Below are 18,006 nucleotides of genomic sequence, written 5' to 3' on the forward strand. Positions count from 1 at the left end.
ATAAAATAGCCCCCTTTTCAATATAAATCACTAATTTTCTATGACTTGTGTTACATCACTCTGAATTCATGTTCAATGTATCCTTCTCAGTGCCTAAACCTAGCACCTCTGCGGGTATCACAGACGGTATTTACACCATAACCATGATGCCCAAGTATCTCTTCAATACTAGCCATCAAATTTAGAGCGCATCTGGCACTCCAACGGAGCGGACTTGCTATCGAGCTGAAGGTCCGCTGTGAGCGACAAGCTGAGCTAAACCAATAATAGGAACACAGTAATACGATCCAATTTATTGATATTAAAGTAATTGTTTAAAATGTGTCATTGTAGATCCCCCTAAATAACGTCACAATAATTTTTTCTGTTTTTGTTCATAGTTTGACCCAGACCTAACACAACTTCATAATCTAATGGTTAAGATTGATGTGCGACCGAAGCGTCCTCATGTTGAATTTTTGAGAAAGGAGTTCCAGAGTCTGTGAGTGATAAAACCCAAATTGAACTCGGTCAATTTTTGTCCGAACTAAATAAAGAATCAGATCGTGGCTCTGTTCTAATAGCAGCATCCATTTTCGATGAGTGGTTATCCGAGATCATCCAGGCTCACCTGTTAAATGACAAAGTAGCTAAAGGTCTACTGAATGGTGCAACAGCGCCTTTATCATCTTTTGCTGCTAGAACAGGCTTAGCATATGCGTTAGGACTGATAATGGAACACGAATACAAAGAACTAAACACACTGCGTAGCATTAGAAATGCTTTTGGGCATAGTTGGAATGGTGTTAGCTTCGCAACACCCAAAATACAAAATCAACTGGAGCAGCTACCTTGGCTTGGACCCAAAGATGTTCCTAATACTCCCAAAACAAAATTCATGTTCTTTGTTTCAATACTGCTTGCCGATTTGATGCACCGTAAACAACTAGTGGAAAGAGATAAGGTGACCTCTAAAGTATGGGGTCACACTGCGCGCGGTAATTTGGTCGGAAAGACTACAAATTGTTAATCCAGTAAATTTATGGGTAACTGAAGGCATTTATTGAAAGCATGGCATGAAGCTCATAGTTTTTTACTCACATAGGAGTCTCGAATTCTCGTTGATATTGAATAAATTGGTATCTTTGGACTACCTTTTTAAAAAAAAGAACTTATGATTGTTTAAAGTGCAGTTAGGTAAAGTAGTAAAGTGGCTTTGGTTTGTAGATGAAAGACTAATACTTAACTTATAATTTATAGGATTAATAAAATATTTATGAATTTTTTACAGCAATTTAAATGCCTTGTATGTGACACGGTCATTGATACAAGAATAGGTATGTCTAATCGAGACATACAACCGTTCCAATTTGCATGTCCAAATTGTGAGAATAATATATCGTTTACTCTTGGGGAGGGAGAACCTGTATTTAACGGTGCGGAAACTGTAGAAAGCAATGACTTTGGCACAACAAATCCTTTCATCGATTTGCATTTAGATTTTCCCGTAGGCTTTGGAAAATACGAAATAGGAAAAACAGCATTCTTAAAAATAACAAGTGCAATAGGTCATGAAAAATACTTAATGCTGAACGCACATCTAAATGGAATGAATTATATTTATAAACATCGCGATAAGCTCCAGCGACTCATTACTCAATACAAACAAGGAAATTACAATACTTTCAGTAACCTAATGAAAGAATTACCTACTCTGAAAAAACCTCGTTCGCTAAAAATACAAGATATCCTTTCCGCACTTTATACAGCAACCTCTGCAATGTCATTTCCCTTTACAATACATGCACATAATGCTGAAATTAGTGAAAAAATGCCACAATTTCTTCATTATATTCAGAAAAACCATCCAAAACAGCTAAATAAATTTTTAGATGATATTATTGGAAGTGGGTTTCTGAAAAGTTTGCATTTCGATTGTCTAAGCCTATATCCCAAAATGCTTGACTTTGAACTCCCTTCACGCCCAGCGCTTTACTATGATTATGATAAAAACGTAGATTTATCAATGATTCCTGCTCGAGTTTCAACTGCCGAATTTGATGACTGTAACAATTTTTACAAAGACTTATCTGAAGTATTCTCTCGGCAATTAATAATTGTGGCCGGATTGAATAACTTATTAAAACGCGGAGATCATAATATTTTTGACGATTCAGTAAGACTAAATAAAAAAGGCGATTTAATTAAAGGTTTTTCAAGTCTCAACGAATATGCAAACGTTGATTTAGGCACGAAAATAAGCGGATTGGATGATAGCTTTTATATAGTTGATCTCAATGCTTTAGACAACAAGCTGCGAAATGGCATTGCACATTATAAATATGAATATAAAGAGTCAATTCAGATGATAACCTACTATTTCGCTAAGGAAGGAATGGAACGCACTAAATACAACGAACTTAGTTTCATGTCTTTTATGAGGAAGCTATTACTATTATTTCGCGAGGTGCACAGCATTAATCACATTATCAAAACCTTATATTTTTACTGTATTTTTATCGCTAAAAAGAAAATTTGAAAATTCAATCCCCCTTTTCCGTGAGAGAACGGGGGATCTCTTGATTAAGAGTACTGATTTTCATAGTACGTTTCCTTTACTTCTGATTAAAGCAACTAAGGTTACACTCAAGAATCTCCGATGCACTGGTAGGGGCTACAACTATTGACAAGTCACTCCATCACCAACTAGCTGACTTACACCGAGTTGATTGGTGCATAATGATGTCAGCTTTATCCGCTTCAGCACATAGCAGTTATTCAGGTTTATGACCTATAGCCTAATACTTCCGAATTCGAGTAGCCGGATTTTATTGGCGATGGTAGAGTAACCCGCAAATGGGCGGTCAGGTCAAATGCAACTACGCATCCATTAGTATTTTCGGATAATTAGATGTAAGATCTTAACGTCTAATGTAGGATGTTCTATTCAAGCCAGAGTGCCAAAATAAAAAGGCCCGATCTTACCAGTCGGGCTTCTTTATGTCGGCTTTCAGTGTCGCCTGTACCACTGCTAAAATGATTTGTCCGGTCAGGCCTGTGTCCCATCATCAAGGATTCGATTTTTTAACCCTCAGTCCTCCTAGTGTTATCTTGTTTTGATAAGTCACTAGTAATACATGAATATTTTTAAAAGCAAATTATGTATTACGATTAAGTAATCTAATTGAATACCCTTTCTTTTGTTTATTAAACCATGTCTTATATAGCTCTTGCAGTTTCATCCAAAAAGATGCATCTGTGTTGAAAATTATCGAGAGTTGAGTAGCTTCTTCAAGAGTTATATCTCGCTCGTTTTTAATTATTTCCCAAATTTTTTCATATGTTGTATCCATCAGTTCAGCAAGTCTTGCGGGAGGCATATCCAACGGTTTCAAGAATTCTTCGTATAAAATCTCTCCGACAGTTGAAGGTGCAGCATTTATCGTCCTCATATCTCCCCCTTTTTTCAAACGTCATAGAATTCCTTGTGGTACTTTGTTTAGCTAAACAAATCAGAGAGTAAGATTTGTTGAAGTATTGTTCTTACTAAAATTCGATATATCCGTTGTCAGAAATGAAACATTTACCAACAGTGTTTGCTATAAAGGTTAGCTAACCAAATTTCTAAATCATGTACAACCCCTTGCTATTTACATTTTGTTTCATTTTATTTGTAGCTATTTAGTTTAGCTAAACAATTTATATTTGCCATGTATAAGCTGTGTGTTTATCCACAGATTCTGTTAATAACATTGTGCATAACCTGTTTCTTTACTTTCTATATTATTGACATATGAAGTAGGGTTTATTGACATTTGAGGTAGAGTTTCATGACATATGAGGTACGGTACTAATCAAAAATTATCATAATAAACAATTAAATGTATCTCTTTTCCACAGCCTACTAACCAGATCTTTAACCCTATATATAACCAAAAAGATTAAAAGAATTATTAAAACCTTAGCGTCGTTCAAAAAACGCAAAAAAAACAAATTTCCTACAGAATAAAAACCCACTGAATAAAAAACTCTGTTGACATAACTAATTTTGCCAGTAAGTTTTAATTATTCTCAATTCATAACGTTGGTTTGCAAATTTTAGCAGCTAAAATTTTAGCCGCTAAAATCCTCTAATTTTTACTGAGAGATAGGTTCTTCGATGAAATCAGTTATGCCAGAACTTATAACCGTTGAAGAGTTGGCTTTTGCATTAAAGAAAACCGTAAAAAGTATACGCAGTGATGCAACGCGAAATCCAAAATGTCTGCCACCAAGGTGCCGTCTTCCAGGTAATAAACGCCTTCTCTGGCGTAGAGAAGATGTCAAGGACTGGATAGATAAATCCGTTGAGTCAAAGAAAGAGAATGATGATATATCGAAAGAGATACATAAGTCTCAAAGGAAGCGTGGCAGACCACCAAAGCTCAAGCCGCAAGAATAAAAATATTCCTTTGGGTATTCAAATAATTTTCCTTCCAATAAACACATATGCTGCACACTTTTACACGACTAATCCTGCACAAATGCTTTAGGAAAACACACTGAGTACACAGGAATACACAATACGTACACAGATTCACAACGGCAAATGTAGGGCAGGACATGTAAAGTAGGCCCACCGTAAACGGTGCTTCTACTTTACCTTCCCTTATTCGCAGCTGAGCTGCTCAACGGAGTCCTGCTCTGCGAGGCTGATCGGCTACCGCCTGTATGGAGAATGATATGACCGTTTCTCAGACTAGAAAAAATAGTACACCAATTAAAGTTTATTGTTTGCCAGATGAAAAAGCGCAAATCCAGGAAAATGCAGAAGCATCTGGCTTAAGTGTAGCGAGTTTCATTCGTAAAGTAGCAATGGGTTATCAGGTTGAGTCTATGGTAGATATTGAACAGGTTGTAGAGCTTAGCCGAGTAAATGCTGATCTTGGTCGACTTGGTGGGTTACTTAAACTGTGGTTAGCTAACGATCCACGCACAGTTGATTTTTCACCCTCATTGATAAAAACGTTGCTTGCTAAAATAGAATCAACCAGACAAGAACTAAGAAATATTATGGATAGAATCTTGGATAAATAAATTTATGGTTTCCTAAATATCTGTATTTGTTAAAAGTACGAGTTTTCAATATTAATAATCAGTTAAATTTGAGGTGGGCAAATGAAGTTAATGCTCCGAGTATTTTCATCACTGAGAGGGATTTTAGCAGCTAAAAAATCATTAGCAGCTTCCTTCCTGGCGTCCATCATGGCATTACCGGCGACAGCCGGTATCCCTGTAATCGATGGTACTAATGTGGTGCAGACCACAATCAGCGCAGTCAACAACGTTCAGGCTGTGGCAAAACAGATCCAGCAGTACCAGACGCAGCTGCAGCAGTATGAAAACATGCTCAAAAATACAGTCGCACCTGCAGCCTATATCTGGGATCAGGCCAATTCGACCATCAACAAATTGTTGCAGGCGCAGGACACCCTTAACTACTACAAAAACCAGGCCGGGAGTCTTGATTCATATCTGAAACGTTATCAGGACGTGAATTACTACCGCTCATCACCGTGCTTTAACAGTAATGTTGAATGTACTGCGGATGAAATTAGCGCACTGCGCAAAGCTGAACAGAACAGCTCTGAGGCACGTAAAAAGGCCAATGACGCTGTATTTAAGGCTCTTGACGAACAGCAGGAAACACTGCAAAGCGATGCTGACAACCTTGCAGATTTGCAAACGCAGGCAACCGGCGCACAAGGGCAAATGGAAGCTATTCAGGCCGCTAACCAGCTTGCCAGTGCTCAAACGAACCAGTTGCTGCAAATCCGCTCGCTTCTGGTAGCTCAGCAAAACGCTGCAGCAACACTGGCACAGGCTGAGGCTGATAAAGAAGCCCAACAAATAGTCGCTGATGAAAAAGCGTTAGCTGGCGAGAACACACCAAGCCCGAAGCGAATTTGGTGAGGGAGAGCTGAATGAAAGATAAACTTTTGGTCATTTTTATTCTAATAATTTCATTAATTCTATGCTCTTGCGATAAAAAAGATGAAGATTGTTTATCGACGCAAGAGAATAAATTGAACGAACATAGCTACGATAAATGTGCCCTGCATGGCAATAACAATCCTAGCCCTAAGCGAGAATGGTAATTATGAGAATAGTAAGCAAGCTCACTTTTTTAGGAATGGTTTTTTTGTTTTCTGTAAATGCTTATGCTGGTCAATTAGATAGTAGCGGATTACTTGATACGTTATTAGATAAGTTTCAGCAAGTAGCCAGCACATGGTCATTAGTAATTGGTGATTATGCAAATTGGCTCTTCTGGGGGCTGGTATTAATAAGTATGGTTTGGACATTTGGTATGTTGGCGATGCAAGGGGAAGGTTTAATCAGTGCACTTGCAGAAATAGTTCGTTTTTTTGCCGTGATTGGTTTTTTTTATTATCTTTTAATCAACGGCCCAGCCATATCACAATCTATAATTAACTCAATGAGACAACTTGCAGCAAATGCTTTAGGAACAAGTACTGGTATTTCACCCTCCAGCATAGTGGATATGGCATTTGTGATATTAACAAAGGTCAGTTCAGCAGCATCAATTTGGTCTCCAATGATTTCGACCATTATGATAACCGTCGCGATAATAGTATTAGTAGTAATGGCGCTTATCGCGATAAATATGCTAATAATGTTAGTTTCTGCATGGGTGTTGTGTTATGCAGGAGTTATTTTGCTTGGGTTTGGTGGCTCGAAATGGACTTCTGATATAGCAATAAATTACTTACGCACAGTATTATCGATTGGTATTCAGTTATTTACGATGACATTAATCATTGGGATTGGGCAATCATTTATAGATCAGTATTTTTCTATTATTAAAAATGATATTCCTGATCTTAATAGTCTTATTGTTTTACTTCTGGCGTCAATTATTCTTTTAGTATTGACGAATAAATTACCGTTGTTGTTATCAGGCGTTGTTGGAGGAGCGTCCTTACAAGGGATCGGTGGTTTTGGAGCAGGTATGATTACTGGCGCTGCTACTACTGCAATCAGTGGCGCTGGGGCAATGGCAATGAGTGCTACAGCTCAAGTCAGTGGTGGTGCTTCCGCTCTAAAAGCAGCATTTGAATCTGCACAAGCGGCGATGGCAGAAGAATCTGGTTCTGGTGATAAAGGTGGTTCAGGTGGAGGATTTGGCGGAGGGGAAGATACCGGTTCCGTAGATACTTCTGGAGGACAACCATCAGGCGGTTCCGGTGGTTCTTCTGCAGGGAGTAATACAGGTAGCGTCAGCGGAGGAAGCCAGGGGTTTGCTTCATCATTCTCACGAGCTGGCCGCATGGCTTCTCACATGGCGAGCGGGCTGTCTAACGGAGCTTCGGAGTATCAGATGATGAAGGGAAGTACTAATTCTATCCGAAGACAACAGACCGTTGGTGGGGAAATAGCGAATCAAATACGTAAACACACAGCCGATCGTCAGACTAACCACGAACAGGATGAGTTTGAGGGTGATAGTTTAACTGGCAGTAAAAAATCTTGATTTAGGCGCGTCAGTTAGCGCGGTAACGTTAACTGACGCTTCCACTAAACACCTGTAAGGAGGTGGATAATGGCTGATTATAATAGCTTTGTTTTGGAAGGAATAAAAATTATTTTTGCCGATAACAACAAGGAGTTTATTAAAGAGATTTGTGAACCATTGATAAATATTCTATGCATCGAAGAGTATTATTCTGCTACGGGAATTTATAATTATGATGATGCTGATGAGCAAACGGAGTTATTGAAAAAAGCAATTTTTAGTTATAGGAATAATCATTGAGAAGATAGGCTAACATAATGTTAGCCTTTTTCTTATTTTTTCGATTTCTCTATATGGTGATTTAAAATCTCTGCTTTTGCCTCTTCATAAGTTAGCTTACCTCTTATAACTTCATCCTTTATTTTCTGGTAAAATTCTGACCCGCGAGGATCTTTACCTGATAAATATAAGCTAGCCTCTGCTTTCCTAAATGCCTCAATCCTTTTTCTCTTCGTGGTCTCATCCATTTTCATTACTACCTATGTTTTAGTCAGCTGATGAGGTAAATGATATCATTTCGATAACTTCTATTCCTTTAGAATTAATTCTGTAGCATTCGTTTTTCGATTTCCTGATGTATGAAAATGAATCTTTTTTTGTATTGCAATCTGTCTTAGAAAAAGCATCAAGTAAAAGAAAAGACTTCTGATGCTCTGGTATTATCTTTATTGAAAAAACACCAATGAATAATAATGCAATTGCTGTCGATAATAGATCTGCAACTCTTAAGTAGCTATTCGAACATATAAGTATTTTTTTAAACCATATCATTAAAATTAGTTTTGCTCTATTAATATCTTGTGCCATTGTTTTTGCAATGTATAATAGATTCTTTTTATTGGATGAAGTTGATTCTTTATTTGCTTTTTGCATTGCTTTGAACATGGTTACGATACCGAAAGCTAACCCGAAAACTAACAACATAATAACTTTGAAATCAACCTCTTGGTTTTTTTCAATCGTCTCTCTTAGCATTGCAGAAAAAGGGATGGTCAAAATTGCCGCGTAAAAGCATTGATAAGCAGTAATTCTTCCAAAGTATAAGTATATGAAAATGCTAAGGCCATAAATGGATAGAGATAGAGGAATGGCCATTGCGAAAGCATAACCATAAGATGAGTATATTAAGTATTCCGGTTGAATATCGTAATCAAAATTAATTTTATGTTTTGCATACCACATACAAATTGAAAAAATCAATACTGTTCCAATCCATTTAATGATGCTGTGCTCAATCATTTTATTGACGATTGTTTTTTTGTTGTTATAGGCACAAAAAATGAATGCTACCGAGAGGAATAATCCACAAACTAAGAAGGTTTTATCTTGAAGTAATAATGGGAACTTCATGATTACAATGCAAGCAATCAGCAAATATATAATGGATACAATATTGAAATCAAAATTTGCAATGTGTTTTCTAATGTAACGCATAAGATATCCTTTATTTCAACTTTAACGCTAAATCCTCAGCTTTTGGATGATAATACCGCATTAGCATTCTCGGGTCTTTATGCCCCGTGATTTTTGTCAGCTCGTGCATGGGGAAAATCTCAGCCAAGCGAGAGGTCGCTTCATGCCGGAGATCGTGAAATCTTAAATCTTTGAGGAAGGTGTCATCACATTGAGGTTTAGCTTGTTCATATCTTTCTCTGGCGCGCTTTACAGCTCGATCAAAAGCGCGGGTGATCGCATCGGCACGCATTCCAAAAACCCTGTCATCAGCTTGTTTAGAACGCTCCTTTAGATTGGATAGTACCATAACAGCCTTTGTGGATAAGGGGACATCGCGAGCATTACCATTCTTAGTATCCGGCAGATGTGCAACTCGCCTATCAAGATCGATAAAGCGCCATCGAAGTTCTGCAATTTCGCTACGGCGCATGGCTGTCTCTAACGCCAGAAGAATGATTGCTGGCAATACTAATGAATGTGTTGCGGCAATGATATGTTCGATCTCGTTGGCTAATTCCTTTCCTGACGTAACACCGGTTTGCTCAGAAACTAAAGGCAGCGCTTCCAGGCGTCTGGTCCTTGAGTTCTTGGGTTGGGGTTTGCGAATGGCCTCTACGGGGTTCAGCAGGCTCTCCATGCCCCATTCTTTCCGCGAAACATTGAATACATGAGAAAGTAAGGCCAAACGCCTTAAAACGGTTGCAGGAGCATAAATTTTCAACCATTCATCTCTTAGCTTGGCGACATCGGCACTCCTGATGCTGGCCATATAGTTTTTTGCCAGCTGAGTGCCTTTTAGTATCCGCACCAATGATCGGTCTTGCACTGCTCCTTTTTTGTCGGGAACAATCTCTTTTTCATAGCGCGTTAGGGCTTCATACAATGTCGTAGATTCCGCTTCGCTGCGGCTAAGCCAAACTCCTCTCGCCATTTCTGACTCGATCATTTTGGCCCAAGCATCTGCTTCTACTTTGGTGTTAAAGGTTTTGGTTTGAGAGGGAAAACCACGTTTACGGATTTGAGCTTCCCATTGGTAGTTACCACGTTTGCGTATAGTCGCCATTTCTGTCTGATTCCTAACGAACTGTGGCAATATTGTGGCAAAAAATCTATTTAAATTCGATAGGTATTGATTTCAAAGGACCAATTTACGCATTCGTAATGCGAAGGTCGGAGGTTCGACTCCTCTTATCGGCACCAGTAATCACGCGGCTTCACGCGATATTCACAAAGTCTGCAAACGTGCCTTGTGCCATATTTGTGTCATTTCCTGTCGGAAATGAGTCAATTTGCATTGCATGCTGCGTCAGCCGATCGGGTGCCAGATGAGCATAATGCTTAACCATTTCAATGCTCTTCCATCCTTCTATTTCCTGAGGCGCTGATAGCGGAACTGGACAAGCCAGCTTGTCCAGGTGTGCCGCAAATCGTGGAAGCGGAAGTTTTCAATTCCTGCTCTTCTTAACGCCGCCCTCCACGCCGTGTTCGCGTCATTCCTCATTTTCCTGACCTCTTTAATCCCGCTTCCATAGGGACAACTGAGGATTTAGTTTGAACAACTATGGGAAACACATTGAAAGTGTGTTCGAGAAAAATAGTCGTTTAGCCGCAAGTTAACTAAAAGGAGTTGAGCTGGGTATATGTTTTCTGCATGGAGAAATCGGTGTGCTGAAAATAATAGCATCCTCGGGGACGGGACTGAATCTGAAAAAGCTTCCACATTTACGGCATCAAATTGCGCATCGATCGATGCTGATGTACAAGGGAACGTATACAATCAGGCTGCGTGTTTTCCTAATAGTAGTGATGAAAATGGTTAATAAATAGTTTTTTCAGATTTTGTAAATTCCCCAGTTTTTTGCATAAAGAATAATGATAATTATAGACGTTCTTTAATGAACAATTCAGAATAAAAGCCATTGTTCTGATAGACTTTCCTGCTATCTGCTTACGTAATACAAGAATTTCATTTTCTGTTACGGCGGTAACACCATTGAGCACAATGTTTTCCCCATCCAGAATACGATCTAAATTGTGTAAGAAAGTTGTTATCCCTTCGCTTGTTACGGGAAGTAACGCTATGTCAGGATACCTGGCATACCAATATTGGGCTATTGGTTTCATGAAACTATCGATGACCAGCACGATACGCATCCTCGTTTTTTTTAAGCTCACCATCCAGTCTTCATCAATAAAATACGCAATATTATCTCTACTGAAGTCAACAAACAGAATACCTTCGGGCAGTTTTGTATTTCTGTTTATAAGGTGATAAATAGAATCAATGAATAAGGGATTTGTCTCGGGCCAGACGGCAGTTTGTCTCGTGATATCGGGCTCACTCTCGAACAGATTTACATCATCGACAGGGCAACGAGAACAACCGTGAGCGTTAAACATCTTCCTCGGTACTGATGATGACACTATGAAACCTCTTTTAATCACTTCGCGATAGGGTTAATAAAGAATGCTTGAATAAACAGGTAACGTAGCTTCAGCTTCGCTACCTGCGTTAGAATCAGAGCCTTGTTAAAATCATGGGCACCGATAAACTGTACCGCTCAATGTCACATTGGTTTGCTGGCTTGAGCCTGAGCCACGATAGGTACTTCCGGTTTGTCCCGCCCTTTGCGTTAAAAGTACCACGACGTTCCCCCCCATTCTCCAGGCTTTATTTTTTAGATCGTTACGGGCCCCCGTTTCCAGGTTGCTGTTTGATGTCCATCCACCCGTGAAAAAATTTCCCTGGCTACCGGTGACATCACCTAAATAGGTGCATGAGGCATTCGGTTCGTTATGTGTTACACGCACACCCTCAGCGCCGTGCTGTAGTGAATTAGCACTGCAAGCTGTTAGCATAAGAGAAGTTAGAAAAACTAATTTTTTTTTCATGTTAGCTCCTTAATAAATTTAGCTAAAAATAATTCAATATGCTGCTAAAACTATCGGGTGTTGAGGCACATTGTACTGGTAATAAATTGTCCTACCCCGGAATTTTAAAGGAGTATGGCTCATAAAAATAATTTCATACAGATATTTAAGTAAATTATAACGTCTCTTTCTATAAATATAAGGCTCTATTGTCTGTATAGGAGTTCCTTGCCATAAACTGAGGCTTCTTTAATTATTAAAAACGATACCCTACGCTTACGCCAAATGTGTTTGTATCAACGAAAAGTAACTTAGCGGTCTCCCACGATAGATCCAGGGAAAGATTAGCGAATGGATTTAAAATAAGACCTGCTCCATAGGCAAAAGCATCTTCTGAAGAAGACTGATTATCATGGTTCTTGATCTTCATCCCAGCCATGCCTACATTTCCATATAAACTAACATAATCATTAATTCGGTAGGTCGGCCCTATCATAAACGAACTATAACTAGTTGTGTTATCTCCATCTTTATGCAATTTCCCTGCATCCCAACTGTAATTTTGTACGTCATGACGAGTTGCAGTGAGAGAGGTCAAAATACCCCATTCAGAATTAAACTCATAACGGTATTTTAGATTGAGCCCGTGAAGATCTTTACTTGCAGATTTGTTTAACGCACTAAGATGCGTTTGGGCATAGCCAAGCGAGAGGGTGTGATTTTCCATCGCTAAGGCTAATGAGGGAAAAATGAATAATGCTGCCATAATCCATGACGAAAAAATACGCTGCATCTAAAGCTCCTTGTTATTGATGAAAATATCAATGCTTATATAAGCAATGACCGTAGAAGGATGATTGCGGCAGCAATATAACCAGAAAAGTCGAGTGAAGTTATGAAAATGGTCTTACATAAATTTTACCGACAATTTCAGAAAAAAGTAAGATGTGGTAACTTATTGATATGAATCGATTTATAATCAGTTTTGTTTGTTCATTGCGCAGTGCATACGTTATATATTTGTCGATTTATGGAGTACAAGTAGGTGTTTTCACCGACCCTGGTGACTCGAATTTCATTGGCGGCATCAGGATGTAAGAGTCGAAAGTGTGCTAAAAAATCACCAGCTGTGTCAGTAGAAAATACTTTTACCGAATCAACATCAAATGTATAAATGCCTGGCCCAGGCATTTGTAGATTCTTCATATATACATCGCGATACAACACTTTTTTTATCTGCTCTTTCGTGATGATGTCATATTGCAGAGTAATACGTTTGTTTTTGAAATCGAGGACGATATTGCCGTCAGCAAGAAAATTGCCAGGCAGTACTGACGTTACCGTTTTGGTGGTACATAAAAATGAATCGGCAACTAACAAGGGATTGCGCTGCTGGCGTGCCTGTAAAATCAGCAGCACAAAAGCTGCTGCGAAAATAAGCAGCGTAATGCTCCTTAATACCGTTCTTTGATAGTAATGCATTTGGGCTCCGAAACATTAAGTTGATTCAAACACTGAACAAAAATATTGGTATTAGGAACGCGAATATAATAAATAAAATTGCCGTTTTGTTTATACACTTGCTGACTCAGTTCGGAAAAAGCCCCCACCGCGTCCTCGAGAGAACGATTATCTTCAGTGACACCATAAAAGGTATATCCGTTATAGGTACCCAGCTCAGAAAAGTAGTCTGGATGGCGTTTGCTATATAGATAAATCACCACCAGCAGGAACAGCATTGCGCAGATTAAAAATAACCACTCTTTCCAGTTCGAAACTGGCTGCGAGGATTTCTTTGGCTCAGACAAGGATTCTGCAACTGGCGCAACAATATCACTGGCTCTATTTTGCGTTGTGTGTATTGATTCATCAGGCAGTGGTTCGATTGTTATCGAGAGCGTCACGCCAACCTTAGGGCGCGTTAATATCGCAGAAGCAGGAAGGCCGATTTTTTCGAACGAACCGCGTAATTGATTGATTAATTTGTAATAGCTGGCACTGGAAACCACCACACCTTTTCGTCCCCACACCCAGGCAATTAGATCATCTTTTTTGAAGAGCCCCTGATGAAAAGCAAGGAGCAAATTGCATTCGGATTCAGATATTTTTAAGCTTTTGCGATCGCATGATAAGGTCATCCGCTCACAATCAAGAATGACTTTCTTATCAATTAGGTACTTCTTTTTACTCATAGGGCCTTCTGCTAAGAATGAGTCGTTCTGGTTAAACCATTATGTTACCTCAGTGACTACCGATCTATTGAACGGTTTTTACTTTTAATCCTTTCATTTTGCTCATTGGCATGCGTATCAAGCCAGGTCGTAAAATCAGACGAACTCATTGGCTTTGCATAAAGATAGCCCTGCATAAAACCTACATTATGATCGAGGATATAGCATAGCTGATGTTCTGAACTGACGCCTTCCGCAACGATATTAAGCCCCAGCTTTTGACTCAGCATAATAATGGTATCCAGGATGGGCACGTCGCTGCCGCTGGTATCAATCGTATCGACAAAAGAACGATCGATTTTCAGATAATCAACCGGAAGCTGTTGGAGATAAGATAGCGAGCAGTAGCCGGTACCAAAATCGTCAATCGCTATCAGTACCCCTTTTTCACGCAACTGCATGAGCTTATCTGACACTAAAGCCGGTTGGATAATTAGGCTGCGTTCGGTGAGTTCCAGCATGAGGCGCAGTTTCCCTAAGCTTGTGAGTAGCGACTCAACATCGGCAATAAAACTCTCATGCATCAAATGTTCAGGTGAAATATTTACGCTAATATAAAAATCTTCGGCAACCTGCCACCGTCCGACATCCTGTGCGATGAGTTCAAATAAGTGACGCGAAAGCGGAACGATCATGCCTTCGTTTTCTGCTGCGGTGATGAAGATGTCGGGCGTAATTGAACGCCCATCCGGAAGGGGCCAGCGCATTAATGCCTCCACGCCGCCACAATTACCGCGGCTGACGTTAAATACAGGTTGATAATGCACGGTGAACTGCCCATGTTTCATACCGCGGGTGATTTCTCGGGCCATGGATAGCCGTTTCTGGGCCCATTGCCGGTAAAGAAAAAGGGTCATAAATGAGAAGCAAAGCGAGAGAGGGATGAAGATAAGAAGAGATTTCATCCACAGAGTCGTCAATGTCGTGAGAGGTGCGGCAACGGCAAGCGAAATCTTTCCGTCGGCGGTGGCGAAATGCTGGGTCATCACTATGCTGTCACGCTGCGCTGGTTGGCTGATAATCGTATCACCCTCGCCAAACCGCAGGCTGAACAAGGCGGCTCTTTCCTCTGCGAGGACATCCATCAATTCCTGAATATATCGAGAATCGACGATGACAAACGCCGCTTTATCCGTCGTCACCTGCTCCGTATAAACCACAGCGGGCCTGCCAGGTCCTCCGGCCATCAAGCCGAATGAGCGGACCCATCTGTCAGGTAACGGCGTCGGAAGCGTTTTACCTGGCGGCAGAGGAAAAGGGTGCGCCTGCTCCCGGGTAACAAAGGAACAGAGCAGATTGCCGTTTTCCACCAGACCAATATCGCGGATATAAGGGGTAAAGGCACGGGTACGATTAAGCTCCGACAGCATTTCAGTACAGGGCTTGTCCGCTAATTTTACGGTCTTCTCGGTGACCCGCCATGAGGCGGTTGACACATCGTTACTAAAACGTAATAAGGTATTCGCACTTAGTGCGACATCCTGTTTAAACTGCAGCACGCAGACCAGCAATGCTAATACAATCATAATGACCAGTGGTACAAGCACTGCATAAATCACAAAAGATAACTTTAGTTTCACTGGGCGTTGCCTCTCACACACCAATGGAAGTGCGGTTTTGTATCCATGGCCGCAACACTCATTATGCTTTAGCGCTGCCACTCGTTGTGCAGAAATTATAGATCTGCCGGTTCAGGGAAAAAAGATAGGCTCTCTGACCGATTTTGTTTATCGTCAGCTCATTCACTGTTGCCGGTTGCAGGATACGCAGCCAGGAAAACATATCGCCTGTCGTATCAGAATTAAATCTGTGCACGGCTTTAACCCGAAAGGTGTAGGTTTTCATGCCGGTGCGGTTAAGTGGGGTGATTGCGACATCCTGAAAGAATAAGCGCTGCTCCCGCTGTTGATCCTGCACGGCATAATGAATGGCAATTCGGTTCGACTTAAGGTCCAGCACCAGAGTTCCGTTCAGCATGAGCTCTCTCGGTTTTATATAAATATTTGATTTGGCAGTGCAAATAAGATTACGCACTTCTTCCGTATCGTGCCTTGCTCCTTGATATATCTGCGTTACCAGGATGATAAATCCACAGAGCAGACCGCACAGGATGATTAGTAACGTTCTTTGATGGTAATGCATTTAGGTACCGCCGTTTCGACAGGATTCAGACATTGCAAAAAAAGATTCATGTTCGGCTCCCGAAGGTAATAAAGATAATGACCGTTCTGGCTACATAGCGGCAATGTCAGGGTTTTATAAGCCGAAACCACCTCCTTAAATGTTACTTTATCGTTAGCCATCTTAAAGAAGATGTACCCATCCTCATCGCCAAGCATCCTGAAGCTGCTGTTGTATTTATTTTGCGCTGGCGCATGCTGAAAAAGCATCGCAATCCCCGTTAACAGCAGCAGTATAATGGTCAGGATGAGAAGGCGTATTTTCGCTGCAATCTTTTTAACGTCCGTAATGTGAACCTGTTGACTATCTTTTTCACGCCCGGCATCTCCGACGTTTTCGCATGCTGGTGTAGGATCTTTTTCGATTGGATCTAACGCCAATGATAACGTTACGCCAATTCGTGGCCGTGTAACAATATCTGCTGCATTCAGGCCAACAAGATCAAATTTATTTCGCATCAGGTTAATGAGCTTGTAATAACTTGATTCGGAAACACAACCCGCACGGTTCTTCCAGACAAAATTAATAATATCTTCTTTTTTATATATCCCGCGATAAAACGCCAGGAGTAAATTTGTCTCCGATTCTGAAATTTTAATGATTTTATCACCGTTGGTTAATGTCATTCTGGCGCTATCAAATATCACCTTTTTATCTATTAGTAACGATTTCTCATCCATGTCAAACCCGATCTTTTATACATTTCTCTGTCGCTTTGTATATTAACATGGAGCAGAGGGATTTCATCCCGCTTTGCATCTTCAGTTTTTTGCTATGACATTTATGTTGGTGGTTAATTTCATTTTAAATCATGTGGTTATTTGTGCTTTATGAATTTTTCTTACCTGGTTTTGAATTTATGAATTTCAGTGCGTCAGGTGAGTAAGAAAAATGTAAGGGTTATTCAGCATGCAAGGAAGCTCTTTTCTGAAAATGATTTCTAAGATTAGCCCTAAAACATGATAGCGCCGTTGGGGTATAACGTCAGTCGCTATGCGTCTTGTGACAGAGGGCGCGCAATAAAAATCGCCCAGCGAGATGATATTTTTGTTTTTCCTCAACCAAAGGATGTTTGCTTTATCTGTGTTATTCACAGAGCGAGTAGCGTTAGTTGAAAGTAAATAGTAATCAAGGAATAAACGACCATGTTCAAGAAAACTAATCTGGCTTTACTCACAGCCTCACTTTTTATTTCTACCAGTACGTTTGCGATGTCCAATAATACCATTACCTTTCGCGGTGAAGTTTCCGATGAAACCTGTTCTGTAGCGATTAACGGTAATCAGGCAAAACCAGTAGTTATTCTGCCGACGGTGAGTGCAAAAGAACTGGCGAAAGGCGGAAATACCGCAGGTCAGGTGACATTTGATATTGGTCTCACTGGCTGTACGAGTAATGCCGATATACCGACCAAAATCTCTACCGTCTTTGTCGGTAACCAGGTGACCAGCAACGGTAATCTTGGAAATACCGGGGACGCCGCCAATGTTGAAGTCCAAATTCTCGATACGGCTGAGAAAGTTATCAACCTGACCAACGGCTTCAAAGGTGAAGGCGATCTGCAGTTGAAGCCGGGAGAGACAGAAGCCAGCGCCACCTATACTGCGCAGTATTACGCCACCGGCGCGGCATCGGCTGGTACGGTCGAAGCCACTCTCCAGTACGCCGTTTCCTACCAGTAAAAACGCTTCCAGGTCCGGTGCTTGTCGTCGG

21 protein-coding genes and 1 pseudogene are annotated in these 18,006 nt (G+C 40.4%); 9 read left to right on the forward strand and 13 right to left on the reverse strand.

Annotation, left to right across the window (positions count from 1 at the left end; translation table 11 throughout):
- The first annotated feature begins 481 nt into the window (after nucleotides 1-481).
- Entirely contained in the window at nucleotides 482-1,009 is a 528-nt protein-coding gene (locus FDX09_RS05105; RefSeq protein ID WP_021570025.1) for an MltR family transcriptional regulator, read from the forward strand.
- A gap of 246 nt (nucleotides 1,010-1,255) precedes the next feature.
- Complete coding sequence (locus tag FDX09_RS05110; protein ID WP_052741624.1) at nucleotides 1,256-2,518, forward strand: hypothetical protein; 1,263 nt, start codon at nucleotides 1,256-1,258, stop codon at nucleotides 2,516-2,518.
- Between the two features lie 619 nt (nucleotides 2,519-3,137).
- Here FDX09_RS05110 and FDX09_RS05115 read toward each other — a convergent pair.
- Nucleotides 3,138-3,431, reverse strand: coding sequence for a HigA family addiction module antitoxin (locus tag FDX09_RS05115; RefSeq protein WP_046654671.1), 294 nt, complete (start codon nucleotides 3,429-3,431; stop codon nucleotides 3,138-3,140).
- Between the two features lie 707 nt (nucleotides 3,432-4,138).
- Here FDX09_RS05115 and FDX09_RS05120 point away from each other — a divergent pair.
- From FDX09_RS05120 to FDX09_RS05140, 6 genes are all read left to right on the forward strand, one after another.
- On the forward strand, nucleotides 4,139-4,420 hold the full coding sequence (locus FDX09_RS05120; protein WP_077257455.1) for a hypothetical protein: 282 nt from the start codon (nucleotides 4,139-4,141) through the stop codon (nucleotides 4,418-4,420).
- Between the two features lie 281 nt (nucleotides 4,421-4,701).
- Nucleotides 4,702-5,055 (forward strand): conjugal transfer transcriptional regulator TraJ, encoded by a 354-nt coding sequence (gene traJ / locus FDX09_RS05125; protein ID WP_000218774.1) that lies wholly within the window; start codon nucleotides 4,702-4,704, stop codon nucleotides 5,053-5,055.
- Between the two features lie 81 nt (nucleotides 5,056-5,136).
- A complete protein-coding gene (gene trbJ / locus FDX09_RS05130; protein WP_001373492.1) occupies nucleotides 5,137-5,931 on the forward strand; it encodes a P-type conjugative transfer protein TrbJ in 795 nt (264 codons plus the stop codon).
- An 11-nt stretch (nucleotides 5,932-5,942) separates the two neighbouring features.
- Complete coding sequence (locus FDX09_RS23650; RefSeq protein WP_170914754.1) at nucleotides 5,943-6,116, forward strand: hypothetical protein; 174 nt, start codon at nucleotides 5,943-5,945, stop codon at nucleotides 6,114-6,116.
- A 2-nt stretch (nucleotides 6,117-6,118) separates the two neighbouring features.
- Entirely contained in the window at nucleotides 6,119-7,513 is a 1,395-nt protein-coding gene (trbL, locus tag FDX09_RS05135) for a P-type conjugative transfer protein TrbL (RefSeq protein WP_074428595.1), read from the forward strand.
- Between the two features lie 69 nt (nucleotides 7,514-7,582).
- Nucleotides 7,583-7,795 carry a hypothetical protein gene (locus FDX09_RS05140; protein WP_023338107.1) on the forward strand — a complete coding sequence of 71 codons (213 nt, stop codon included), beginning with the start codon at nucleotides 7,583-7,585 and terminating at the stop codon, nucleotides 7,793-7,795.
- A 32-nt stretch (nucleotides 7,796-7,827) separates the two neighbouring features.
- Here the strand turns inward: FDX09_RS05140 and FDX09_RS05145 are convergent, their stop codons facing one another.
- The 12 genes and pseudogenes from FDX09_RS05145 to FDX09_RS05200 all read right to left on the reverse strand — a co-directional run bounded on the left by FDX09_RS05145 (nucleotide 7,828) and on the right by FDX09_RS05200 (nucleotide 16,973).
- Nucleotides 7,828-8,028, reverse strand: coding sequence for an antitoxin VbhA family protein (locus FDX09_RS05145; protein WP_023338108.1), 201 nt, complete (start codon nucleotides 8,026-8,028; stop codon nucleotides 7,828-7,830).
- A 13-nt stretch (nucleotides 8,029-8,041) separates the two neighbouring features.
- Complete coding sequence (locus FDX09_RS05150) at nucleotides 8,042-8,989, reverse strand: hypothetical protein (RefSeq protein ID WP_046654673.1); 948 nt, start codon at nucleotides 8,987-8,989, stop codon at nucleotides 8,042-8,044.
- A gap of 10 nt (nucleotides 8,990-8,999) precedes the next feature.
- Nucleotides 9,000-10,073 (reverse strand): site-specific integrase, encoded by a 1,074-nt coding sequence (locus FDX09_RS05155; protein WP_046654674.1) that lies wholly within the window; start codon nucleotides 10,071-10,073, stop codon nucleotides 9,000-9,002.
- Between the two features lie 151 nt (nucleotides 10,074-10,224).
- A pseudogene (locus FDX09_RS05160) lies at nucleotides 10,225-10,520 on the reverse strand (tyrosine-type recombinase/integrase); the annotation flags it as partial.
- Between the two features lie 284 nt (nucleotides 10,521-10,804).
- On the reverse strand, nucleotides 10,805-11,434 hold the full coding sequence (locus tag FDX09_RS05165) for a hypothetical protein (protein WP_137346878.1): 630 nt from the start codon (nucleotides 11,432-11,434) through the stop codon (nucleotides 10,805-10,807).
- Between the two features lie 111 nt (nucleotides 11,435-11,545).
- Nucleotides 11,546-11,902, reverse strand: coding sequence for a DUF4156 domain-containing protein (locus tag FDX09_RS05170; RefSeq protein WP_071888110.1), 357 nt, complete (start codon nucleotides 11,900-11,902; stop codon nucleotides 11,546-11,548).
- Nucleotides 11,903-12,137: 235 nt separating this feature from the next.
- Nucleotides 12,138-12,674, reverse strand: a complete 537-nt coding sequence (locus FDX09_RS05175; RefSeq protein ID WP_038637727.1) for an Ail/Lom family outer membrane beta-barrel protein — start codon at nucleotides 12,672-12,674, stop codon at nucleotides 12,138-12,140.
- 200 nt (nucleotides 12,675-12,874) lie between these two features.
- Entirely contained in the window at nucleotides 12,875-13,363 is a 489-nt protein-coding gene (locus tag FDX09_RS05180; RefSeq protein WP_085047713.1) for a hypothetical protein, read from the reverse strand.
- The gene (locus tag FDX09_RS05185; protein ID WP_087856464.1) at nucleotides 13,336-14,073 is read right to left on the reverse strand and encodes a response regulator; all 738 of its coding nucleotides are present in this window, start codon (nucleotides 14,071-14,073) and stop codon (nucleotides 13,336-13,338) included. The genes FDX09_RS05180 and FDX09_RS05185 overlap by 28 nt, the downstream gene beginning before the upstream one ends.
- A gap of 56 nt (nucleotides 14,074-14,129) precedes the next feature.
- The gene (locus FDX09_RS05190) at nucleotides 14,130-15,692 is read right to left on the reverse strand and encodes a cyclic diguanylate phosphodiesterase (RefSeq protein WP_087856463.1); all 1,563 of its coding nucleotides are present in this window, start codon (nucleotides 15,690-15,692) and stop codon (nucleotides 14,130-14,132) included.
- A 61-nt stretch (nucleotides 15,693-15,753) separates the two neighbouring features.
- On the reverse strand, nucleotides 15,754-16,254 hold the full coding sequence (locus FDX09_RS05195) for a hypothetical protein (protein ID WP_087856462.1): 501 nt from the start codon (nucleotides 16,252-16,254) through the stop codon (nucleotides 15,754-15,756).
- Nucleotides 16,227-16,973, reverse strand: coding sequence for a hypothetical protein (locus FDX09_RS05200; protein WP_087856461.1), 747 nt, complete (start codon nucleotides 16,971-16,973; stop codon nucleotides 16,227-16,229). The genes FDX09_RS05195 and FDX09_RS05200 overlap by 28 nt, the downstream gene beginning before the upstream one ends.
- Nucleotides 16,974-17,438: 465 nt before the next feature.
- Between FDX09_RS05200 and FDX09_RS05205 the strand changes: the two genes are divergently transcribed.
- Nucleotides 17,439-17,975: a fimbrial protein gene (locus tag FDX09_RS05205; RefSeq protein WP_087856460.1), complete on the forward strand. Its 537-nt coding sequence runs from the start codon at nucleotides 17,439-17,441 to the stop codon at nucleotides 17,973-17,975.
- Nucleotides 17,976-18,006 lie beyond the last annotated feature (31 nt).

Source organism: Citrobacter sp. wls717 (genome assembly GCF_005280955.1).
Classification (GTDB): domain Bacteria; phylum Pseudomonadota; class Gammaproteobacteria; order Enterobacterales; family Enterobacteriaceae; genus Citrobacter; species Citrobacter werkmanii.